This is a genomic window from Paracoccus aminovorans (genome assembly GCF_001546115.1).
GTDB lineage: Bacteria > Pseudomonadota > Alphaproteobacteria > Rhodobacterales > Rhodobacteraceae > Paracoccus > Paracoccus aminovorans_B.
In genome coordinates, this window is record NZ_KQ955209.1 from 1,262,104 (window position 1) to 1,282,612 (window position 20,509).

Sequence of the window (20,509 nt, forward strand, 5' to 3'; positions counted from 1 at the left end):
GGGTCATGGAGGAAAAAGATGAAATCGGATATCGAGATCGCACGCGCGGCGAAGAAGCAGCCTATCGGCAAGATCGCAGCCCGGCTTGGACTGGGCGAGCGGGACATCCTGCCCTATGGTCACGACAAGGCCAAGATCAGCCATGACTGCATCCGCGGGCTGGCCGACCGGCCGCTGGGCCGGCTGGTGCTGGTGACGGCGATCAACCCGACCCCTGCGGGCGAGGGCAAGACCACGACCACGGTCGGTCTGGGCGACGCGCTGAACCGCATCGGCCAGAGCGCCACCGTCTGCATCCGCGAGGCGAGCCTGGGTCCGAACTTCGGCATGAAAGGCGGGGCCGCCGGCGGCGGCATGGCCCAGATCGTGCCGATGGAGGACATGAACCTGCATTTCACCGGCGATTTCCACGCCATCACCAGCGCCCACAACCTGCTGTCGGCGATGATCGACAATCATATCTATTGGGGCAATGCGCTGCACATCGACCCGCGCCGCATCACCTGGCGCCGGGTCATGGACATGAACGACCGGGTGCTGCGGCAGATGGTCATCGCGCTTGGCGGCCCGGCGAACGGCTATCCGCGCGAGACCGGCTTCGACATCACCGTCGCCTCCGAGGTGATGGCGATCCTGTGCCTTTCGCGCGATCTCGAGGATCTGCAGGAACGGCTGGGCCGCATCGTCATCGGCTATACCATCGAGCGCCAGCCGATCACCGCCCGCGACATCGGCGCCGACGGCGCCATGACGGTGCTGTTGCGCGACGCGCTGCAACCGAACCTGGTGCAGACGCTGGAGAACAACCCGGCCTTCGTCCATGGCGGCCCCTTCGCCAATATCGCCCATGGCTGCAATTCGGTCATGGCCACCCGCACGGCGCTGGCGCTGTCGGATTACGTGGTGACCGAGGCCGGTTTCGGCGCCGACCTGGGGGCCGAGAAGTTCCTCGACATCAAGTGCCGGCTGGCCGGGCTCGAGCCCGACGCGGTGGTGCTGGTCGCGACGGTGCGGGCGCTGAAGATGAACGGCGGCGTCACCCGCGCCGAGCTGGGCGCCGAAAATGTCGCGGCGCTGCGCGAGGGCTGCGCGAACCTCGGCCGCCATATCGAGAACCTGCGCGGCTACGGCCTGCCGGTGGTGGTGGCGATCAACCACTTCACCACCGACACCGAGGCCGAGGTCGGCGCGCTGCAGGACTATTGCGCCGAGCATGGCGTGCGGGCGGTGCTGTGCAAGCATTGGGCCGAGGGCGGCGCCGGCGCCGAGGACCTGGCCCGCGCCGTGGTCGAGATGGCCGAGGCCGGCGCCGCTTTCGCGCCGCTCTATCCCGACGCCATGCCGCTGCGCGACAAGATCGAGACGATCTGCAAGCGCATCTACCGCGCCGAGGCGGTCGAGTTCCTGCCGCATATCATCGAGCGGCTGAACGAATGGCAGGCGGCCGGCCACGGCCATCTGCCGGTCTGCATGGCCAAGACGCAATATTCCTTTTCCGCCGATCCGACGGCGCGCGGCGCGCCCGAGGGCTTCACCATCCCGGTGCGCGAGGTGCGGCTGGCGGCCGGCGCGGGCTTCGTCGTGGCGATCTGCGGCGACATCATGACCATGCCCGGCCTGCCGCGCGAGCCGGCGGCGCTGCGCATCGGCCTCGATGCCCAGCGCCAGGTGCAGGGCCTGTTCTGATGCGGGCCGGACTGCCCCTCGCACGCGCCGGCATGCGGATCGGCCTTCTGGGCGGATCCTTCGACCCGGCGCATGAGGGGCATGTCCATATCACCGAGGCGGCGCTGCGCCGCTTCGGCCTCGACCGGATCTGGTGGCTGGTCAGCCCCGGCAATCCGCTGAAAGCCCATGGCCCGGCGCCGCTGGCGAGCCGCATCGCGGCGGCGCGGGGCATCATGGCCCATCCGCGGGTCGCGATCACCGACATCGAGGCGCGGCTCGGCACCCGCATGACCCGCGACACCATCGCGGGTCTGCAGCGGCTTTACCCGGGCGTGCGCTTCGTCTGGCTGATGGGCGCCGACAACCTGGCGCAGTTCGACCGCTGGGACCAGTGGCAGGACATCGCCGCGCGGGTGCCGATCGGGGTGATCGCCCGGCCGGGCTGGCGCATGCCGGCGCGGTTCTCGCGCGCGGCGCGGATGCTGTGGCGCGCCCGCCTGCCCGAGAGCCAAGCGGGCCACCTGGCCGACGCCGCCCCGCCGGCTTGGGCGATGATCAACGTGCCGCTGAGCAAGCTCAGCTCCTCGGCGATCCGGGCCCGCAAGCTGAAGGAGGCGGCATGACCGCATTGCCCAGACGCCAGGTCCTCGCCGGGCTCGGCCTCATGGCGCTGGCGCCGCGCCTGGCGCGGGCGCAAGCCGCCGCCGACCCCGTCGAGGCGCTGATCGCCGCGGCGCAACTCGGCGGCGCGGTTGGTTTCGCGGTGATCGACACCGCGACCGGCGCGCTGCTGGCCGAGCGGCAGGCCGACCTGGCGATGGCGCCGGCCAGCACGCTGAAATCCGTTACCGCGCTTTATGCGCTGGACCGGCTGGGGCCGGCGCATCGCTTCGCCACCCGCGTGATCCGGGCGGGCGAGATGCTGATCCTGGCCGGCGGCGGCGACCCGGTGCTCGACACCGACGCGCTGGACGAGCTTGCCGCCGCCACCGTCGCGGCCGAAACGGCGGCGGGCGGCGCGCCGCAGCATTTCGCGGTCTGGGGCGGGGCGCTGCCGCGCATCGACCGGCTGGACCCGGCGCAGGACGCGCATCTGCCCTACAACCCCTCGGTCTCGGGCATGATCCTGAACTTCAACCGCGTGCACCTGGACTGGCGGCGCGGCGACCAGGGCTATCGGCTGTCGTTGCAGGCGCGCGGGCGGCGGCTGTCGCCGCGTGCCTATACCGCCTCCATCGCGGCGGTCGAACGCAAGCTGCCGCTCTTCACCTATGAATCCGGCAAGCTGGAAAGCTGGACCATCGCCCGCGCCAGCCTCGGCAAGTCGGGCAGCCGCTGGCTGCCGGTGCGCCGCCCCGAGCTTTACGCCGGCGACGTGTTCCAGACGCTGTGCCGGGCGCGCGGGCTGGTGCTGCCGACGCCCGAGGTGATCGAGCTTCTGCCCGAGGGCGCCGAGCTCGCCTGGCACGAGAGCCAGCCGCTGCGGGACATCATCCACGACATGATGGAATATTCGACCAACCTGACCGCCGAGACCATCGGCCTGGCCGCCAGCGGCGCCGGCGACATCCCGGCCTCGGCCGCGGCCATGGCGGACTGGCTGCGCGGGCAGGGGATCGAGACCGGCTTCAGCTTCCACGACCATTCCGGCCTGTCGCCCCGCAACCGGGTCACGGCGCGGACCATGGCCCGGCTGATCGCCGGCCCCGGCGCCGCGGGCGGGCTCAAGCCGCTGATGAAGCCCATCCCGCTGCGCGACGCCAAGGGCAGGAAGCAGCCAAGCGACATCGCCATCGCGGCCAAGACCGGCACGCTGAACTTCGTCTCGAACCTCGCCGGCTACGCGCAGCGCACGGGCGGGCGCGAACTGGCCTTCGCCATCCTGGCCGGCGACGAGGCGCGCCGCGCCGCCACCGAGGGCCAGGAACTGCCCGAGGGCGTCATGGCCTGGACCAAACGCGCCAAACGCCTGCAACAAGCGCTGATCGAGCATTGGTGCGCCGGCGCCTGATCTTCTTCGTTCTGCAAATACCCATGCCGACCGCGCCACTAGCCGGGGCGCTTCACAGCAGGCGATGCCGCGCCCGGGCCGCCAGTTCGATGGCGGCGGCATGCAGCCGGTCGATTTCCAGCTGGTCGCGGATCTCGGCCAGCATCTCGGCCTCGATCTCGCCCAGCCGGCCGTCGGATGCCGCCACGTCGCAGGCCAGCACATAGGCGGTGTCGAACATCTTTTGCGGCAGCGCCTCGCGCACCAGGCCGAAAAGCGCGTCCAGCCCGTCCTCTTCCTCGAACAGGCTCAGCACGGTCTGCGACACGGCGCGGATGCGGTCGATGTCGTAATTGGCGAAGACCGGCGTGTGGTTCACCGCCCGCTCGATGGCCAGAAGCTCGGCGGTGCGCGGGTTCTGGTCCGAGGCCGAGACCCCCACCATCACCGCGACCAGTGCGTCGCAGGGCGAGAACGAGGGAACATTGTCGGTCATGGCAAATCTCCGTGGCTGCCCGGCGAAATTATTGACCATTCCGGCCCGTTTCAATACGGGGGAAAGCCTAGCCAACGGAGACCGACCATGACCGCCCTGCGTGACGCCGCGATGAAATCCAAGGCCTGGCCCTTCGAGGAGGCCCGCCGCGTGCTGAAGCGCTATGAGAAGAAGGACCCGGAAAAGGGCTTTGTGCTGTTCGAGACCGGCTACGGCCCCTCGGGCCTGCCCCATATCGGCACCTTCGGCGAGGTCGCGCGCACGACGATGATCCGCCGTGCGTTCGAGATGATCTCGGACATTCCGACGCGGCTTTTCTGTTTCTCGGACGACATGGACGGCATGCGCAAGGTGCCCGAGAACGTGCCGCAGCAGGAGATGCTGCGCCAGCACCTGCAGGAGCCGCTGACCACGGTGCCGGACCCGTTCGGCGAATACGACAGCTTCGGCGGCCACAACAACGCCATGCTGCGCCGGTTCCTCGACACCTTTGGCTTCGAGTATGAATTCATCAGCGCGACCGAATTCTACAAATCGGGCCAGTTCGATGCGACGCTGCTGAAGGCGGCCGAGAAATACGACGCCATCATGGAGGTCATGCTGGCGTCCTTGCGCGAGGAGCGGCAGCAGACCTATTCCTGCTTCCTGCCGATCAGCCCCAAGACCGGCAAGGTGCTCTATGTGCCGATCAAGCATGTCGATGCGAAATCCGGCACCATCACCTTCGACGACGAGGACGGGCAGGAGCTGACCCTGCCTGTCACCGGCGGCCATGTGAAGCTGCAATGGAAGCCCGATTTCGGTGCCCGCTGGGCGGCGCTGGACGTCGATTTCGAGATGTATGGCAAGGATCACTCCACCAATACCCCGATCTATGACGGCATCTGCAAGATCCTGGGCGGGCGGCCGCCCGAGCATTTCACCTATGAGCTGTTCCTGGACCAGCACGGGCAGAAGATCAGCAAGTCCAAGGGCAACGGCCTGTCCATCGACGAATGGCTGACCTATGCGGCGACCGAGAGCCTGAGCTATTTCATGTTCCAGAAGCCCAAGACCGCCAAGCGGATGTATTTCGACGTCATCCCCAAGGCGGTGGACGAATACCACCAGCAGCTGCGCGCCTGGCCCGACCAGACGCCAGAGCAGCAGCTGGCGAACCCGGTCTGGCATATCCATGGCGGCGATGTGCCGGCCAGCGACATGGTGGTGCCGTTCCAGATGCTCTTGAACCTCGCCTCGGTCGCCGGGGCGAAGGACAAATCGGGACTGTGGGGCTTCATCCGCCGCTATGCGCCCGAGGCCAGCCCCGAGACCAATCCGACGCTGGATGCGGCGGCGGAATTCGCGGTGCGTTACTTCAACGATTTCGTGGCGCCGACGCGGGTGTTCCGCGCCCCGACGGAAATCGAGCGCCGGGCGCTGGAGGATCTGGCCGGCCGGCTGGCGGCCTGGGACCAGCCCGCCGATGCCGAGGCGCTGCAGACCATGGTCTTCGCCATCGGCCGCGAGCATGGCTTCGAGCCGATGAAGGACTGGTTCCAGGCGCTTTACCAGGTGCTCTTGGGCGCCGACCAGGGGCCGCGCTTCGGCGGCTTCATCGCGCTTTACGGCGTCGCGGAAACCCGCGCCCTGATCGAGCGGGCGCTGGCCGGAGAACTTGCCGCCCCGGCAAACGCCTGATCCGGCTTTGAAAATGCCCGTTGCGTGCGGCGGCGTTGCCGCGCGCGGCGGGTTAACGACTGGTTAACGCGGGATTGCCAAATTCTGAACAGACCGCGCGGGCATCCGCCTCGCTTGATCTGGATTAGGGAGAATTGGCATGACCATTGCGATTATCGGGAACCAGTCGCTGATGCCGCGCGCCTTCCGGCTGGGACTGAATCAGTGGTCCCAGACCGACGGGCGGGCGGGCTCTCCGACCTGGGCGGGGGCGGCCAATGCCGCGCTGGTCCCGGCGGACGAGGATTTCGGCAGCTGTCTCGAGATCCTGAAGCAGGAGACGGTGACATCGCTGCGCTACATGCAGCGCACGCCGATCAACCCCGGCAGCTATCTGCGCGTCTCGGCCCGCGTCAAGGCGCTGGCCGGCAACCTGCCGCAGGTGCGGATCGCGGGCTTTGCCGGCAATGCCGCCGGCACCAATGTCGCGGGCGTGATCCAGACCGGGCCGGCGGTGACGCTGCCGGGCTATGGCCAGGTGGTCGAGGTCGCCGCCGTGGTCGGCACCGGGCGGCGCGACGGGGTCGACATGGCCTGGGGGCGCAATGCGGTCTTTGGCCATTTCGGCCTGGACCTGATCGGCGACAACAACGGCTCGATCCGCATCGAGAGCATCGTCATCGAGGACGTGACGGCGGCCTTCGTGCCCGACATGCTGGACTGGGTCGACGTGCGCGACTTCGGCGCCATCGGCAACGGCACGGCGGACGACCGCGCCGCCTTTGTCGCCGCCGACCAGGCCGCGGCCGGGCGCGGCATCCTGGTGCCGGCGGGCGTGTTCTACATCGGCTCGGACCTGAGCATCGCCTCGCCGATCCGCTTCACCGGCACGCTGAAGATGCCGCGCGCGGCCCGGCTGGCTCTGACGCGCAGCTTCGACTATCCGAGTTATGCCTCGGCCTTCGGCGACGAGACCGAGGGGTTGAAGCGCGGGCTCCAGGCGCTGCTGGGCTTTACCGACCATGCGGTCCTGAACCTGTGCGGCCGCGTCGTCCACCTGACCGAGCCGCTGGTCATCACCGATGCCGTGCCGGGCATGACCAGCTTTGCCAACCGCCGGGTGATCGCGAACGGCCAGATCGCCATCGTGGCGGGCCCGGCCTGGGACACGCGCACCGTGACCTCGGTCGCGACCTATGCCGTGAACCAGTCGCTGACGCTGTCGGGCGTCGCCAATGTCGCCAATATCGAGATCGGCTCGCGCGTGGTCGGCAACGGCGTCGGACGCGAGGTCTATGTGCGCGAGAAGAATGTGGCCCAGGGCACGCTGACGCTGTCCAATCCGCTTTACGGCGGCGCGGGCACCCGGACCTATACTTTCGAGCGTTATCGCTATGCGCTGGATTTCTCGGGCATGGAGCAGCTCAGCCGCTTCAACTTCGACGACATCGAGTTCCTGCTGGAGGGCAATGCCAGCGGCATCATGCTGGCCAAGACCGGCACGATGAACTGCATCCGCGACTGCTATTTCACCCGGCCCCGGGATCGCGGCATTACCTCGATCGGCACCGGCTGCCAGGGCATGCTGGTCGACCGCTGCGAATTCCTGTCGAACGAGATGGGCGACCTGGCGCAGAACCGCAAGACCGTCGCCATCAACATCAACAACAACGACACCAAGATCCGCCACAGCCGCTTCATCCGCTTCGCGCATTTCGCGGTGATGAACGGCGGCGGCCACATGATCGAGGGCAACCACTGGTTCCAGGGCGACAATGCCCAGAACGGCGTGCGCTTCGGCGGGCTGATCCTGACCCAGACCAACGTGCAGGCGACGATCACCGGCAATTACATCGACAATTGCTCGATCGAATGGACCAACGAGCACGACCCGCTGCCGAATTTCGAGGGCGACGAGTATTCCTTCGGCGGGCTGACCATCACCGGCAACACTTTCCTGGCCTCGAACACGACGCTGGGTTTCAACTGGCTGGTGGTGAAGCCCTATGGCAGCGGGCATTTCATCCACGGGCTGGCGGTGATGGGCAATGTGTTCAAGTCGCTGAACAACAAGATCACCCGCATCGACAAGGTCGACACCACCTTTGCCGACCTGAATTACCAGCGCATGCGCAATATCCAGTTCCAGGGCAACATGTTCAACGGCGTGAACGTCTATGTCGCCAATCCGGTGGACATCAGCCATAGCCAGGCCACGGCCTCGAACCGCTGGGTGATCACGGTGGACAAGGCGCTGCCGTTCAACGGCTGGGTGCGCAACGTGCAATCCGTGGTCGCGACCAGCGCCATCACCAATGCCGCCAATGCCCGCATCAGCGAGATGCCCTGGGTGCAGACGCAGCTGTCGGCGAACCAGCGGCAGATCGCGCTGAACTGGAACGCGGCGGCGCGGGGCTCGGTCAGCATCCGGGCGCGGATGGACAACCCGGACTAGGGGTTTCTGAAAGGGTTCTCCCGAGGCCTCCGGCGGATCACTCTGCCGGGGGTTTCAGCATGTCGGCGGGGCCCAGGTGGAAGGCCTGGCCGAAGCCGGCGTTCAAGAGCCCCGAGACCGGCTCGATGCGCCAGAAGCGGAAGTCGGGCAGGTCGAGATAGACCTTGGCCTTGGGGTCGCGCGCCAGCCACAGCGCCCGGCGCGCCTGATCCGCCGGGGCAGGCAGGGCGCGGCCCAGGATCGACAGCCGGGCATGGGTCATGGCGTCGCCCTTGGGCGCCTCGGCCACCAGCATCAGGCCGACGCGCGGGTCGGCGGCGATCGCGCGGCTATGCGCCGCGAGGCCCGAGAGCAGCGCCAGCGGCGCGCCGTCGGCATCGGTCTGCAGCGCGATGCGCGTGACCAGCGGCGCGCCGGTTTCGGGGTCGAGCGTGCCGAGGCTGGCGTGGCGCGCCTGCGCCAGCAAATCGCGGGCCATGGCGCGGGCGTCGTCGGTGGTCTGGCGAATCGGATCCTGTGTCATGGCCGGAGCATGCGCGGCGCCACCGTTGCGTTCAACCGGCCGCGGCCAGTTCCTGCGGCGTCAGCGCGCCGGGGAAATGGCAGGCGGTCAGATGCGCGCCACCCTCCAGCGCCGGCCGTTCGCTGGCGCAGACCGCTTGCGCGCGCGGGCAGCGGGTGCGGAAGACGCAGCCCGAGGGCGGGTTCATCGGGCTGGGCAACTCGCCGCCCAGCGGGATCATGCGCTTGGCGCGCTCGCGGCCTGGGTCCGGGATCGGCACCGCCGAGAGCAGCGCCTGGGTATAGGGGTGGCGCGGCTCGGCATAAAGCGCCTGCGCCTCGGCCAGTTCCATGACCCGGCCCAGATACATCACCAGCACCCGGTCGCTGATATGCTTCACCACCGAGAGGTCGTGCGCGATGAAGATCAGCGCCAGGCCCAGGTCGCGTTGCAGGTCGCCCATCAGGTTGATGACCTGGGCCTGGATCGAGACATCCAGCGCCGAGACCGGCTCGTCGCAGATCACCAGCCTGGGCTCGACGATCAGGGCGCGGGCGATGCCGATGCGCTGGCATTGCCCGCCCGAGAATTCATGCGGATAGCGGTTGATCTGGTTCGGCAGCAGGCCGACGCGGTCCATCATGTCCTTGACGCGGGTCTTGACCTCGGCCCGCGACAGGCCCTTGCGATGGGTGACCAGCGGCTCGGCGATGATCTGGCCCACCGTCATGCGCGGGTCGAGGCTCGCCAGCGGATCCTGGAACACCATCTGGATTTCGCTGCGATATTTCAGCATCTTGCGCGGCGAGAGCCCGATCAGGTCGGTGCCGTCCTGCCAGACCGCGCGCCCCGTGGCCGGCACCAGCCCGATCAGCGCCCGGGCCAGCGTCGACTTGCCCGAGCCGGATTCGCCGACCACGCCCAGCGTCTCGCCCGGCATCAGGTCGAAGCTGACGCCGCCCACGGCATGCAGCTGGCGCGGCTTCGACCAGGGCAGGGCGCCGGGCTGCGGCACATCGAAGGTCACGCGCAACTCGCGCGCGGAAATGAGCGGGGTCATGGCTGAAGCTCCTCGATGGCGGCGGCTTCGGGCTGGTCGGGCAGCGGGGGCGGGCCGGCGCGCACCTCGGCGACCGGGGCGTGGCAGGCGCGCTCGCGCCCGGCGGCAAAGGTTTCCAGCGGCGGCATCGCCGCGCAGGCCGGCCGCTCATAGGCACAGCGCGGCGCGAAGGGGCAGCCGGGCGGCGGCGCGGTCATGTTGGGCGGGCTGCCGGGGATCGCCATCAGCCGCTCGCCCTGCTGGTCCACGCGCGGGATCGCGGCGAGCAGCCCTTGGGTATAGGGGTGCGCCGGATCGGCAAAGATCGGCGCGACCGGCGCCCGCTCCATGATCCGGCCGCCATACATGACCATGACCCGCTCGCATGATCCCGCCACCACGCCAAGATCATGGGTGATCAGGATCATCGCCATGCCGAATTCGCGTTGCAGATCGGCCAGCAGCTGCATGATCTGCGCCTGCACGGTCACGTCCAGCGCCGTCGTCGGCTCGTCCGCGATCAGCAGCTCGGGCCGGCAGAGCAGCGCCATGGCGATCATCACCCGCTGGCGCATGCCGCCGGAGAACTCGTGCGGATAAAGCCGGATGCGCCCGCGCGCGTCGGGGATCCTGACCGCGTCGAGCATGCGCGCCGCCTCTGCCACGGCAGCCGCCTTGCCCAGGCCCTTGTGCAGCATCAGGACCTCGGCCATCTGATCCGAGACGCGCATATAGGGGTTCAGGCTGGTCATCGGGTCCTGGAACACCATGGCGATGCCGCGGGCGCGGATGCGGTTCAGCACCCTGGGCGGGGCGTTCAGGATCTCGGCGCCGTCGAAGCGGACCGAGCCCGTGGCGCGGCCGTTGCGCGCCAGCAGCCCCATGATCGAGAACGCCAACTGCGACTTGCCCGAGCCGCTTTCGCCGACGATGCCCAGGGTCTGGCCCTTGGCGACGTCCAGGTCGATGCCATTGACGGCCGAGACCGCGCCATCGGTGGTGGCGAAGCGCACGGCCAGGTCGCGGATTTCCAGCAGCGCCATGTCAGCGATCCTTCGGGTCCAGCGCATCGCGCAGCCCGTCGCCGACGAAGAAGAAGGCGAACAGCGTGATGCAGAAGAAAAACAGCGGGAACATCAGCTGCCAGAGCGTGCCGTAGTTCATCGTCCCCGCGCCCTCGGAGATCAGCGCGCCCCAGGAGGTCAAGGGCTCCTGCACGCCGAGGCCGAGGAAGCTGATGAAGCTTTCCGACAGGATCATCAGCGGCACCAGCAGCGTGGCATAGACCGCGACCACGCCCAGCAGGTTCGGCACGATATGACGCAGCACGATGCGCCAGGCCGGGACGCCGGCGGCGCGGGCGGCCTCGATGAATTCGCGGTGTTTCAGGCTGAGGGTCTGGCCGCGCACGATCCGGCTCATGTCCAGCCAGGAGATCAGGCCGATGCCCAGAAACAGCATGGACATCGAGCGGCCGAAGATCACCAGGAGCAGGATCAGCACGAACATATAGGGAATCGACATCAGCACATCGACCGCGCGCATCATCACCGCATCGGTGCGGCCGCCGACATAGCCCGCCGTGGCGCCGTAAAGCGTACCGACGATCACCGCGATGCCGGCGCCGATCAGCCCGACCATCAGCGAGACCTGCGTGCCCTGCACGGTGCGCGAGAACAGGTCGCGGCCCAGGTCGTCGGTGCCGAAGTAATGCCCGTTCGTCCAGCTCGGCGCGCCCAGCTGCGCGGCCTGGCCCATGACCGAGAAATCCATCTCGTCATTCGGCCAGGCGGCGATCTGGTTGCCGAAGATCGCGAACAGCCCGACCAGGATCAGCACGGCCAGGCTGACCATGGCGGCCCTGTTGCGGCGAAAGCGGCGGCGGGCGTCGGCCCAGGGGCTGCGGCCCTTGACCTCGGGTTGCGACAGGCGGGCGGCCAGCGACTGCATCTTTTGCGTCTCGATCATGGCTCAGTACCGGATCTTCGGGTCGATCCATGCGTAAAGCACGTCCACCACCAGGTTGAAGAAGATGGTCAGCGCGCCGACCAGGATGGTGATGCCCATCATCACCGCATAGTCGCGGTTCAGCGCTGAATCGACGAAGCTGCGGCCGATGCCGCCAGTCGAGAAATACATGTCCACCACCACCGAGCCGGTGATCATGGTCACGAAGGCCGGCCCCAGATAGCTGATGACCGGCAAGAGCGCCGGCTTCAGCGCATGGCGCAGGATGACGCGCGACTCGGGCAGGCCCTTGGCGCGGGCGGTGCGGATGTGGTTCGAGCCCAGCACTTCCAGCATCGAGGACCGGGTGATGCGCGCGATCGAGGCCATGAAGCTGGTCGAGAGCGCCACCACCGGCATGATCCAGTAGATCGGCCCACCCCAGCCGCCGCCCGGCAGCCAGCCCAGCCACAGCGTGAACACCAGGACCAGGATCGGCGCCATGACGAAGTTCGGCAGCACCTGCGCCCCGATCGAGACGCCGACGGCGAGGTAGTCGAGCCAGCTGTTCTGCCGGATCGCCGCCGCGACGCCCAAGCTGACGCCGACCGCCACCGCCACGACGAAGGCGATGCCGCCATAGGTCAGCGTCACCGGGAAGCCGGCGGCGATGATCTGGTTCACCGAGCGGTCGGGATAGACGAAGCTGGGGCCGAAGTCGAAATGCGCGACGATGCCCCAGACATAGTTGACGATCTGCCGCCACAGCGGATCGTCGAGCCCGTATTTGGCGTTCAGGTTGGCCAGCACCTGCGGCGGCAAGGCGCGTTCCTGCGTGAAGGGCCCGCCGGGCGCGGCATGCATCAAGAGGAACGAGACGACGATCAGCAGAAGCAGCGTCGGGATGGCGACGGCGAGGCGCCGAAGGATGAAGCCGAACATGCGCAGGTTCCCAAGGACAGGTGCCGGACGTGTTCAGGGGCGGCGCCGGGCCGCCCCCCGATCGTCATTTCTGGATGCGGTAGATGTCCTTGGCATACCAGTCGTTCATCACGTTCTCGGTCGGCAGGCCCTTGATGTCGTCGCGGATCATATCGACCTTGGCGTATTGATAGATCGGCACCAGCGGCATGTCCTCGGCCAGGATCTTCTCGGCCGCGGTATATTGCTGGTTCGGATCGGCCGAGGTCTTCGACTGGTCCATCAGCTTGTCGAATTCCGGGTTGGAATACTTGCCGTAGTTCATGCCCGTGGTGCGGAAATAGTCGAGGAAGGTCGAGGCCTCGTTATAGTCCGCGCACCAGGCATAGCGGGCCATCTGGAAATCCTGCGACTGCATGCGGTCGGTATGCACCTTCCACTCGACGTTGTTCAGCTCGATCTGCACGCCGATCTGCTTGTAGAACTGCTGCGCGGCGACGGCGATCTTCTTGTGGTTCTCGTCGGTGTTGTATTGCAGCGTCAGCTTCAGCGGCTTGTCGGGGCCATAGCCGGCCTCGGCCAGCAGCGCCTTGGCCTTTTCCAGCCGCTCGGCCTGGGTCCAGCCCGCATAGTCGATCTCGGGCATCTGGAAGCCCTCGATGGCCCAATGCGTCCAGTTGTAGGCCGGCTTCTGGCCGCCCTGCAGGATCTGGTTCACCACCACGTCGCGCTGCATGGCATAGCTGAGCGCCTTGCGCACGCGCACGTCCTTCAGCGCCTCGGGGGCCTTGTCGCCGACGTTGAACAGATAGGCATAGGTGCAGGAATAGGGGATCGAGATGGCCTGATCCGGGAACTGCTCCTTGAGCCGCGGATACTGCCCGGCGGGGATCTGCACCCGGTCCAGCTCTCCGGCCTGATAGCGGGTCAGGGCGATGTTGTTGTCGTTCACCGTCAGGCCCTTGATATGCTCCATCACCACATTGGCGGCGTCCCAATATTCCGGGTTCTTGTCCATGCTGATCTGCACGCCCAGGTCGTGGCTTTTCAGCACATAGGCGCCGTTGCCGACCAGCTTGCCGGGCTGGGTCCAGGCGTCGCCCTCGGCCTCGACGACCTTCTGGTTCACCGGGAAGGTCGAGGCATGGGTGACCATCTTGGGGAAATAGGGCGTCGGCGCGGTCAGCTTCACTTCCAGCGTGTGCTCGTCCACGGCTTTGACGCCCAGCTCCTCGGGCTTCTTCTCGCCCTTGACCACGGCCGTGGCATTCTCGACGTTCATCAGCTCGATGAACCAGGCATATTCGCTGGCGGTGGCCGGATCGGCCAGGCGGCGCCAGCTATAGACGAAATCGCCCGCGGTGACCGGCTCGCCGTTCGACCATTTCGCCTCGGGTCGCAGGTGGAAGGTATAGGTCAGCTTGTCGTCCGAGAGGTCGAAGCCGGTCGCGACCCCGGGGATCGGCGCGCCCTTGGGATCCTCGTTCAACAGGCCCTCGAACAGCTGGCGGATGATGTCCGAACCCTCGACATCGGTGTTCTTCTGCGGATCGGCGGTCTTGATCGCATCGAGCAGCCAGAAGGTATAGCTCTGGTTCTCGGCCAGCTTCTCGCCCTCGGCGGGCTGGACGGCAAAGGCGGGCAGGGCGATGGCGCAGGCCAGTGCGGTGGTCAGGAACAGGCGGGTCATGAAGGCACCTCTCTCGAATGTTGCGGGCGCGGTTCTTTTCTGGGGATTTGCCGCGCGATGGATCGAAATTGACCTGAAAAGCTGTAAGATAGCAAGAGCGATTTCCGGCTTTCGCACGCCCTTGTCCTGTGAAACAAGATCAGCATGAACAAGGTTTCGCGCATTACCATGGTGACCGGGGGCGCCCGTTCCGGCAAGTCCGCGCTGGCCGAAAAGCTGGCGGCGCGCGCGCCGGGGCCGGCGATCTATATCGCCACGGCCGAGGCGCGGGACGACGAAATGACGCAGCGGATCGCGCTGCACCGGGACCGCCGCGGCCCGGAATGGCGCACCATCGAGGCGCCGCGCGAGCTGTGTCGCGCGCTGGCGGATACGGACGGGCAGGGGGTGCGGCTGGTCGATTGCCTGACGCTGTGGCTGGCCAATATCCTTGACAGCGATCCCGGCCCCCGGGTCGAGGCGCTTTGCGCCACGCTCGGCGCGCAGAAAAGCCCGGTGGTGCTGGTGACGAACGAGCTGGGCCTGGGCATCGTGCCCGACAATGCGCTGGCCCGGCGCTTTCGCGACCAGCATGGCTGGATGAACCAGGCCGTGGCGGCCGTGGCCGACCAGGTCTGGATGGCGGTCAGCGGCTTGCCCCTGCAGCTGAAACCTTCACGAGGAATGCCTTGAAAAACTATGATGATTCAGCCGCGGCAGCCGCGCGCGACCGCCAGGACCAGCTGACCAAGCCGCCGGGCTCGCTGGGCCGGCTGGAAGAGCTGGCGGTGTTCATGGCCGGCTGGCAGGGCCGCGACCGGCCGCGCATCGACCGCGCGCAGGCGCTGGTCTTTGCCGGCAACCACGGCATCGTGGCGCAGGGCGTGAACCCGTTCCCGGCCGAGGTCACCGCCCAGATGGTCGAGAATTTCCGCAACGGCGGCGCGGCGATCAACCAACTGTGCCGGTTGGCGGGCGCCGATCTGCAGGTGCTGGCGCTGGACCTCGACCGCCCGACCGCCGATTTCACCCGCGGCATGGCGCTGGAGGTGGCGGATCTGGTGGCCTCGATCCAGACCGGCAAGGATGCGGTGGACCCCGAGGCCGACGTGATCCTGCTGGGCGAGATGGGCATCGGCAATTCCACCGTCGCCGCCGCGCTGGCCGCCGCGACCTTCGGCGGCACGGCCGAGGATTGGGTCGGCCCCGGCACCGGCGCCGACGACGCGGTCATGGTCAACAAGATCCGCGCCGTGGAGGCCGGGCTGAAGCGTCACAAGGGCGCGGCGACGGCGGCCTCGATCCTGGGCAGCTATGGCGGGCGCGAGCAGGCGGCGATCTGCGGCGCCGTCATCCGGGCGCGCGAGCTGGGCATCCCGGTGATCCTGGACGGTTTCATCTGCTCGGCGGCAGCGGGGGTGCTGCTGGTCAACGACCGCAACGCGCTGGACCATTGCCTGATCGGCCATGAAAGCGCCGAGCCGGGCCATCGCCGGCTGATCGCCGTCATGGGCAAGACCCCGGTGGTGGGGCTCGACATGCGGCTGGGCGAGGGCTCGGGCGCGGCGGTGGCGCTCTTGATCCTGCGCGCGGCGCTGGAATGCCACAACGGCATGGCGACATTTGCCGAGGCGGGGATTGGCTGACCGGGCGGGGCAGGCCGCGACCGCGCTGGTCTGGCTGACCCGGCTGCCGCTGGGCAAGCTGCTGCCGGCCCGGCCGGTGCCGCTGTCGCAGGCCGCCTGGGCCTTTCCACTGGCCGGAATCGCCGTGGCGCTGCCGGCGGGCGGGGTTTTCTGGCTGGCCGGAGAACTGGGCCTGCCGCCGCTGGCCGGGGCGCTGCTGGCGCTGGCCGCCACGGCGGCGCTGACCGGGGCGCTGCACGAGGACGGGCTGGCCGATTTCGCCGATGGCTGCGGCAGCGCGGATCGCACCCGCGCGCTGGAGATCATGCGCGATTCCCGCATCGGCAGCTATGGCGTGGTGGCGCTGATCCTCGGCTTCGGCCTGCGCGCCGCGGCGCTGGCCGCCATGGCGCCGGGGCTGGGCCTTGCTGCGCTGGTCGCGGCGGCGGCGCTGTCGCGCGCCGGCATGGCGGCGGGGCTTACGGCGCTGCCGCCCGCGCGCAGCGATGGCTTGGGGCGGCTCGCGGGCCGGATCTCGGCCGGGCAGGCGGGGGTGGCGGCGCTGATCGGCGCGGCGGTGCTCTTGTGGCCGGCGGGGCTTTCGGCGGGGTGGCTCGCGGCGCTGCTGGCTTGCGCGCTGGCGCAGGGATGGGTCGCCCGCAGCGCGCGGCGTCGGCTTGGCGGGCAGACCGGCGACGTGCTGGGCGCCATGCAGCAGGCCGGCGAGATCGCGGTGCTCCTGGTGCTTGCCGCCACGTAAACCGAGCCGTGCTTGACCGGGTTTTTCCATCCGGCATAGAAAACGAAAAGAACGACCGGCGCGAACCGGCGCGCGGCCCGCAAAGGGACCGCGCAACGACAGGGAGAGGAGTTCAGCCATGGGTGCCCTTCTGGGCCTGTCGCGCGGCATCGACCGCGCCAATCTGCTGATCGGTCGTGCCGTGGCCTGGCTGGTCCTGACCGCCGTCCTGGTCAGCGCCGGCAATGCCATCATCCGCAAGATCTTCAACACCTCGTCCAATGCCTGGCTCGAGGTGCAGTGGTACATGTTCGGCGGGCTGGTCCTGCTGGGCGCGGCGGCGGCGCTTTACCGCAACGAACACGTCCGGGTCGACCTGATCTATGGCGCGGTCTCGGACCGGACGCGGCTGTGGATCGACCTGTTCGGCATCCTGTTCCTGCTGCTGCCCTTTGCCTTCGTCGCGGCCTGGCTGACCTGGCCGGTCTTCGTCGAATCCTGGCGCATCAACGAGGGCTCTTCGAATGCCGGCGGGCTGGTGCGCTGGCCGGCCAAGCTGCTCTTGCCGGTCGGCTTCGGGCTGCTGTTCCTGCAGGCCCTGTCCGAACTGGTCAAGCGCATCGCCGCCTTGCGCGGGCTGATCACGCTGGAAACCAAATACACCAAGCCGCTGCAATAGGAGCCTGCGAGCATGTTCGATTATGGCTTCCTGCCGCCGGCGATGTTCCTGTGCATGATCTGCTTCATGCTCTACGGCTTTCCGGTGGCCTTCACGCTGGGCGCGGTCGGGCTGCTGTTCGGCGCCATCGGCATCGCGACCGAGCATTTCCACCCCTCGTTCCTGTCGGCGCTGCCGCATCGCTTCTTCGGCATCATCTCGAACGACCTGCTGCTGGCGATCCCGTTCTTCACCTTCATGGGCGCGGTGCTGGAGCGGTCGGGCCTGGCCGAGGACCTGCTGGAGGGCACCGGCAAGCTGTTCGGCGGCGTGCCGGGCGGCCTTGCCTATGCGGTGATCGTGGTGGGCGCGGTCCTGGGCGCCATCACCGGCACGGTCGCGGCCTCGGTCATCACCATGGGGGTGATCTCGCTGCCGGTGATGCTGCGCTATGGCTACAACCCGAGGCTGGCGACCGGGGTCATCGCCGCCTCGGGCACCATCACCCAGCTCATTCCGCCCTCGCTGGTGCTGGTGGTGCTGGCCGACCAGCTCGGCCGCTCGGTCGGCGACATGTATCTGGGCGCCATGGGGCCCTCGGCCGCGCAGGTGCTGATCTTTCTGCTGTTCATCCTGGTCCTGTCGATCCTGAAGCCGCAGGACATGCCGCCGCTGCCCAAGGAGGTGCGGGGCGAGCTGGACCTGAAGCTGGTGCTGAAGGTGCTGATGGGCATCGTGCCCTCGATCCTCTTGATCTTCCTGGTGCTGGGCACGATCTTCGTCGGCCTGGCCACGCCGACCGAGGCGGGCGCGCTCGGCGTCGTCGGCGCCTTCGTGCTGGCGCTGCTGCATGGCCGGATGAGCCTGACCATCCTGCGCGAGGCGGTCTATGCCACCGCCGACCTGACGGTGATGGTGGTGTTCATCCTGATCGGCTCGACCGTGTTCAGCCTGGTGTTCCAGGGCATGGACGGGGGGTTGTGGATCGAGCACATGCTCTCGGGCCTGCCGGGCGGGCCGATCGGCTTCCTGATCTTCGTCAACGTCTTCATCTTCTTCCTGGCCTTCTTCCTCGACTTCTTCGAGATCGCCTTCATCGTCGTGCCGATGCTGGTGCCGGTGGCGCAAACGCTCGGCATCGACCTGGTGTGGTTCGGGGTGCTGCTCTGCATCAACATGCAGACCTCGTTCATGCACCCGCCCTTCGGCTTCGCGCTGTTCTACCTGCGCTCGATCGCCAGCCGCGACGTCAGGACCACCGACATCTACATGGGGGCGATCCCGTGGCTGGTCATGCAGCTGATGCTGGTGGTGATCGTGATCTTCTGGCCCGGGCTGGTGACGGGGATGCTGGACAAGGGGCCGGCGGTGGACCTGGACAGCATCAGGATCGAGCTTCCGGCCGGGGGCCTCGGCGACCTGGGCCAGCCCGGCGGCTTGGGCGCCCCGGCCGGCTTGGGCGAATCCCCGGGCCCGGGCGCGCCGGCCGGGCTGGGCCAGCCGCAGATTGCGCCGCAGGTTTCGCCCCAGCCGGCGCCGGTCGGCCAGCCGCAGTTCGACTAGCGCGGCTCGTCCCCGTCCTTGTCCTTGGGCGGGCTCGGCACCATTTGCCGGATCAGGTAGAGCACGACCAGCGCCAGCCCGGTCACCAGCATCGCCAGCCGCAGGTCGCCCATGCCGCAGCTGAGCCCGATGGCGCCGCAGAGCCACATCGAGGCGCCGGTGGTGATGCCCTTGACCGAGCCGCGGTTGATGACGATGGACCCGGCGGCCAAGAAGGCCACGCCCGCCGTCACCGCCTCGATCAGCCGCAGCGGGTCGGTGCGCTGCTGGTCGGAATGCGCGGCACCGAACTCGGCCAGTTCGACCGCGACCAGCGTGAAGCAGGCGGCGGCCAGCGCGATCAGCATATGGGTGCGCAGCCCGGCGGCGCGGGCATGGGCCTCGCGTTCCCAGCCGATGCAGCCGCCAAGGCCAAGCGCCATCAGAAGACGCAGCACCATGACCGGAAATGGCAGGCTTGACGGTCGCAGGAATTCCTCGGCCAGCAAGTCCAGCATTTGCGTGTCACTTTCTTGACGCTTTTTCCTCGATCCCCGAACGCCCCTCGCGGCGATCCAGTTCATTTTCGACCTCGGCCAGCGTGACATTGCGTGCGGCCAGCATCACCAGCAGATGATAAAGCGTGTCGGCGGCCTCCGAGATCAGCTTGTCGCGGTCGCCCTTGACCGCCTCGATGATCGCCTCGACCGCCTCCTCGCCGAATTTCTCGGCGCATTTCTCGGGGCCTTTGGCCAGCAGTTTCGCCGTCCAGCTGGTGTCGGGATCGGCGAACTTGCGCTCCTCGATGGTCTCGGCCAGGCGCTGCAATCCGCCGCTCATGTCAACCTCACGGGGATGCCGGCCGCGGCCAGGTGTTCCTTGGCCTCGCGCACCGAGAAGGTGCCGAAATGGAAGATCGAGGCCGCCAGCACGGCGCTGGCATGGCCTTCCAGCACGCCCTCGGCCAGGTGCTCCAGCGCGCCGACGCCGCCCGAGGCGATGACCGGCACGTTCACCGCATCGGCGACCGCCCGGGTCAGCGGGATGTTGAAGCCGGATTTCGTGCCGTCGCGGTCCATGCTGGTCAGCAGGATCTCGCCCGCGCCCTTGGCGGCGACGGTCATGGCGAATTCCACCGCGTCGATGCCGGTGGGCTTCCTGCCGCCGTGGGTGAAGATCTCCCACCGGCCGGGCGCCACGGTCTTGGCGTCGATGGCGCAGACGATGCACTGGCTGCCGAAACGGTCGGCGGCCTCGGCGATCACGTCGGGGTTCGCCACGGCGGCCGAGTTGAAGCTGACCTTGTCGGCGCCGGCCAGCAGCAGGGCGCGCACGTCCTGGTGGCTGCGCACGCCGCCGCCCACGGTCAGCGGCACGAAACAGGCTTCCGCCGTGCGGGTCACCAGGTCGAACATGGTGCCGCGGTTTTCATGCGTGGCGTGGATGTCGAGAAAACAGATCTCGTCCGCGCCGGCGGCGTCATAGGCGCGCGCCGCCTCGACCGGATCGCCGGCATCGACCAGATCGACAAAATTCACCCCCTTGACCACGCGGCCATCGGCCACGTCCAGGCAAGGGATCACCCGGGTCTTCAGCATG

At 68.0% G+C, this 20,509-nt stretch carries 20 protein-coding genes; 10 read left to right on the forward strand and 10 right to left on the reverse strand.

What is annotated here, in order from left to right; translation table 11 throughout:
- The first annotated feature begins 18 nt into the window (after positions 1-18).
- The 3 genes from ASV56_RS17725 to ASV56_RS17735 are packed head-to-tail and all read left to right on the forward strand — an operon-like array spanning position 19 to position 3,679.
- A complete protein-coding gene (locus ASV56_RS17725) occupies positions 19-1,686 on the forward strand; it encodes a formate--tetrahydrofolate ligase (protein ID WP_062563270.1) in 1,668 nt (555 codons plus the stop codon).
- On the forward strand, positions 1,686-2,291 hold the full coding sequence (locus tag ASV56_RS17730) for a nicotinate-nucleotide adenylyltransferase (RefSeq protein WP_062563271.1): 606 nt from the start codon (positions 1,686-1,688) through the stop codon (positions 2,289-2,291). The genes ASV56_RS17725 and ASV56_RS17730 overlap by 1 nt, the downstream gene beginning before the upstream one ends.
- The gene (locus ASV56_RS17735; RefSeq protein WP_062563272.1) at positions 2,288-3,679 is read left to right on the forward strand and encodes a D-alanyl-D-alanine carboxypeptidase/D-alanyl-D-alanine-endopeptidase; all 1,392 of its coding nucleotides are present in this window, start codon (positions 2,288-2,290) and stop codon (positions 3,677-3,679) included. The genes ASV56_RS17730 and ASV56_RS17735 overlap by 4 nt, the downstream gene beginning before the upstream one ends.
- A gap of 52 nt (positions 3,680-3,731) precedes the next feature.
- Here the strand turns inward: ASV56_RS17735 and ASV56_RS17740 are convergent, their stop codons facing one another.
- Positions 3,732-4,154, reverse strand: a complete 423-nt coding sequence (locus tag ASV56_RS17740) for a tellurite resistance TerB family protein (protein WP_062563273.1) — start codon at positions 4,152-4,154, stop codon at positions 3,732-3,734.
- A gap of 87 nt (positions 4,155-4,241) precedes the next feature.
- On the opposite strand from ASV56_RS17740, the gene ASV56_RS17745 reads away from it, so the two are divergent.
- A complete protein-coding gene (locus ASV56_RS17745) occupies positions 4,242-5,834 on the forward strand; it encodes a lysine--tRNA ligase (protein WP_062563274.1) in 1,593 nt (530 codons plus the stop codon).
- Between the two features lie 139 nt (positions 5,835-5,973).
- Positions 5,974-8,268 (forward strand): hypothetical protein, encoded by a 2,295-nt coding sequence (locus ASV56_RS17750; protein WP_062563275.1) that lies wholly within the window; start codon positions 5,974-5,976, stop codon positions 8,266-8,268.
- 37 nt (positions 8,269-8,305) lie between these two features.
- Here ASV56_RS17750 and ASV56_RS17755 read toward each other — a convergent pair whose 3' ends face one another.
- From ASV56_RS17755 to ASV56_RS17780, 6 genes are all read right to left on the reverse strand, one after another.
- Positions 8,306-8,791 (reverse strand): HugZ family pyridoxamine 5'-phosphate oxidase, encoded by a 486-nt coding sequence (locus ASV56_RS17755; RefSeq protein WP_062563276.1) that lies wholly within the window; start codon positions 8,789-8,791, stop codon positions 8,306-8,308.
- A 31-nt stretch (positions 8,792-8,822) separates the two neighbouring features.
- A complete protein-coding gene (locus ASV56_RS17760; RefSeq protein ID WP_062563277.1) occupies positions 8,823-9,830 on the reverse strand; it encodes an ABC transporter ATP-binding protein in 1,008 nt (335 codons plus the stop codon).
- Entirely contained in the window at positions 9,827-10,852 is a 1,026-nt protein-coding gene (locus ASV56_RS17765; protein WP_062563278.1) for an oligopeptide/dipeptide ABC transporter ATP-binding protein, read from the reverse strand. The genes ASV56_RS17760 and ASV56_RS17765 overlap by 4 nt, the downstream gene beginning before the upstream one ends.
- 1 nt (position 10,853) lies before the next feature.
- Positions 10,854-11,777: an ABC transporter permease subunit gene (locus ASV56_RS17770; RefSeq protein WP_062563279.1), complete on the reverse strand. Its 924-nt coding sequence runs from the start codon at positions 11,775-11,777 to the stop codon at positions 10,854-10,856.
- Between the two features lie 3 nt (positions 11,778-11,780).
- The gene (oppB, locus tag ASV56_RS17775; RefSeq protein WP_018001217.1) at positions 11,781-12,698 is read right to left on the reverse strand and encodes an oligopeptide ABC transporter permease OppB; all 918 of its coding nucleotides are present in this window, start codon (positions 12,696-12,698) and stop codon (positions 11,781-11,783) included.
- Between the two features lie 64 nt (positions 12,699-12,762).
- Complete coding sequence (locus tag ASV56_RS17780) at positions 12,763-14,367, reverse strand: peptide ABC transporter substrate-binding protein (protein WP_062563280.1); 1,605 nt, start codon at positions 14,365-14,367, stop codon at positions 12,763-12,765.
- 144 nt (positions 14,368-14,511) lie between these two features.
- On the opposite strand from ASV56_RS17780, the gene cobU reads away from it, so the two are divergent.
- The 5 genes from cobU (at position 14,512) to ASV56_RS17805 (ending at position 18,931) form a co-directional block, all read left to right on the forward strand.
- Positions 14,512-15,039, forward strand: coding sequence for a bifunctional adenosylcobinamide kinase/adenosylcobinamide-phosphate guanylyltransferase (cobU, locus tag ASV56_RS17785; protein ID WP_062563281.1), 528 nt, complete (start codon positions 14,512-14,514; stop codon positions 15,037-15,039).
- Positions 15,036-15,992, forward strand: a complete 957-nt coding sequence (cobT, locus tag ASV56_RS17790) for a nicotinate-nucleotide--dimethylbenzimidazole phosphoribosyltransferase (RefSeq protein ID WP_062563282.1) — start codon at positions 15,036-15,038, stop codon at positions 15,990-15,992. The genes cobU and cobT overlap by 4 nt, the downstream gene beginning before the upstream one ends.
- Positions 15,985-16,731, forward strand: coding sequence for an adenosylcobinamide-GDP ribazoletransferase (gene cobS, locus ASV56_RS17795; protein ID WP_062563283.1), 747 nt, complete (start codon positions 15,985-15,987; stop codon positions 16,729-16,731). Before cobT ends, cobS begins: the two co-directional genes overlap by 8 nt.
- A 118-nt stretch (positions 16,732-16,849) precedes the next feature.
- Complete coding sequence (locus ASV56_RS17800; protein ID WP_018001212.1) at positions 16,850-17,389, forward strand: TRAP transporter small permease subunit; 540 nt, start codon at positions 16,850-16,852, stop codon at positions 17,387-17,389.
- A 12-nt stretch (positions 17,390-17,401) separates the two neighbouring features.
- The gene (locus tag ASV56_RS17805; RefSeq protein WP_062563284.1) at positions 17,402-18,931 is read left to right on the forward strand and encodes a TRAP transporter large permease; all 1,530 of its coding nucleotides are present in this window, start codon (positions 17,402-17,404) and stop codon (positions 18,929-18,931) included.
- On the opposite strand, the gene ASV56_RS17810 is transcribed toward ASV56_RS17805, so the two are convergent.
- From ASV56_RS17810 to hisF, 3 genes are read right to left on the reverse strand one after another with little or no spacing between them, the layout of a single operon-like run.
- Complete coding sequence (locus tag ASV56_RS17810) at positions 18,928-19,428, reverse strand: MgtC/SapB family protein (RefSeq protein ID WP_062563285.1); 501 nt, start codon at positions 19,426-19,428, stop codon at positions 18,928-18,930. The genes ASV56_RS17805 and ASV56_RS17810 overlap by 4 nt on opposite strands.
- A gap of 7 nt (positions 19,429-19,435) precedes the next feature.
- The gene (locus ASV56_RS17815) at positions 19,436-19,750 is read right to left on the reverse strand and encodes a phosphoribosyl-ATP diphosphatase (RefSeq protein WP_062563286.1); all 315 of its coding nucleotides are present in this window, start codon (positions 19,748-19,750) and stop codon (positions 19,436-19,438) included.
- Positions 19,747-20,508, reverse strand: a complete 762-nt coding sequence (gene hisF, locus ASV56_RS17820; RefSeq protein ID WP_062563287.1) for an imidazole glycerol phosphate synthase subunit HisF — start codon at positions 20,506-20,508, stop codon at positions 19,747-19,749. Before hisF ends, ASV56_RS17815 begins: the two co-directional genes overlap by 4 nt.
- Position 20,509: the final 1 nt, after the last annotated feature.

Bases quoted from the DNA above. Each gene is read 5' to 3' on its own strand.
- ASV56_RS17725 (WP_062563270.1), top strand. From the start codon at position 19: ATGAAATCGGATATCGAGATCGCACGCGCGGCGAAGAAGCAGCCTATC.
- ASV56_RS17730 (WP_062563271.1), top strand. From the start codon at position 1,686: ATGCGGGCCGGACTGCCCCTCGCACGCGCCGGCATGCGGATCGGCCTT.
- ASV56_RS17735 (WP_062563272.1), top strand. From the start codon at position 2,288: ATGACCGCATTGCCCAGACGCCAGGTCCTCGCCGGGCTCGGCCTCATG.
- ASV56_RS17740 (WP_062563273.1), bottom strand. From the start codon at position 4,154: ATGACCGACAATGTTCCCTCGTTCTCGCCCTGCGACGCACTGGTCGCG.
- ASV56_RS17745 (WP_062563274.1), top strand. From the start codon at position 4,242: ATGACCGCCCTGCGTGACGCCGCGATGAAATCCAAGGCCTGGCCCTTC.
- ASV56_RS17750 (WP_062563275.1), top strand. From the start codon at position 5,974: ATGACCATTGCGATTATCGGGAACCAGTCGCTGATGCCGCGCGCCTTC.
- ASV56_RS17755 (WP_062563276.1), bottom strand. From the start codon at position 8,791: ATGACACAGGATCCGATTCGCCAGACCACCGACGACGCCCGCGCCATG.
- ASV56_RS17760 (WP_062563277.1), bottom strand. From the start codon at position 9,830: ATGACCCCGCTCATTTCCGCGCGCGAGTTGCGCGTGACCTTCGATGTG.
- ASV56_RS17765 (WP_062563278.1), bottom strand. From the start codon at position 10,852: ATGGCGCTGCTGGAAATCCGCGACCTGGCCGTGCGCTTCGCCACCACC.
- ASV56_RS17770 (WP_062563279.1), bottom strand. From the start codon at position 11,777: ATGATCGAGACGCAAAAGATGCAGTCGCTGGCCGCCCGCCTGTCGCAA.
- oppB (WP_018001217.1), bottom strand. From the start codon at position 12,698: ATGTTCGGCTTCATCCTTCGGCGCCTCGCCGTCGCCATCCCGACGCTG.
- ASV56_RS17780 (WP_062563280.1), bottom strand. From the start codon at position 14,367: ATGACCCGCCTGTTCCTGACCACCGCACTGGCCTGCGCCATCGCCCTG.
- cobU (WP_062563281.1), top strand. From the start codon at position 14,512: ATGAACAAGGTTTCGCGCATTACCATGGTGACCGGGGGCGCCCGTTCC.
- ASV56_RS17800 (WP_018001212.1), top strand. From the start codon at position 16,850: ATGGGTGCCCTTCTGGGCCTGTCGCGCGGCATCGACCGCGCCAATCTG.
- ASV56_RS17805 (WP_062563284.1), top strand. From the start codon at position 17,402: ATGTTCGATTATGGCTTCCTGCCGCCGGCGATGTTCCTGTGCATGATC.
- ASV56_RS17810 (WP_062563285.1), bottom strand. From the start codon at position 19,428: ATGCTGGACTTGCTGGCCGAGGAATTCCTGCGACCGTCAAGCCTGCCA.
- ASV56_RS17815 (WP_062563286.1), bottom strand. From the start codon at position 19,750: ATGAGCGGCGGATTGCAGCGCCTGGCCGAGACCATCGAGGAGCGCAAG.
- hisF (WP_062563287.1), bottom strand. From the start codon at position 20,508: ATGCTGAAGACCCGGGTGATCCCTTGCCTGGACGTGGCCGATGGCCGC.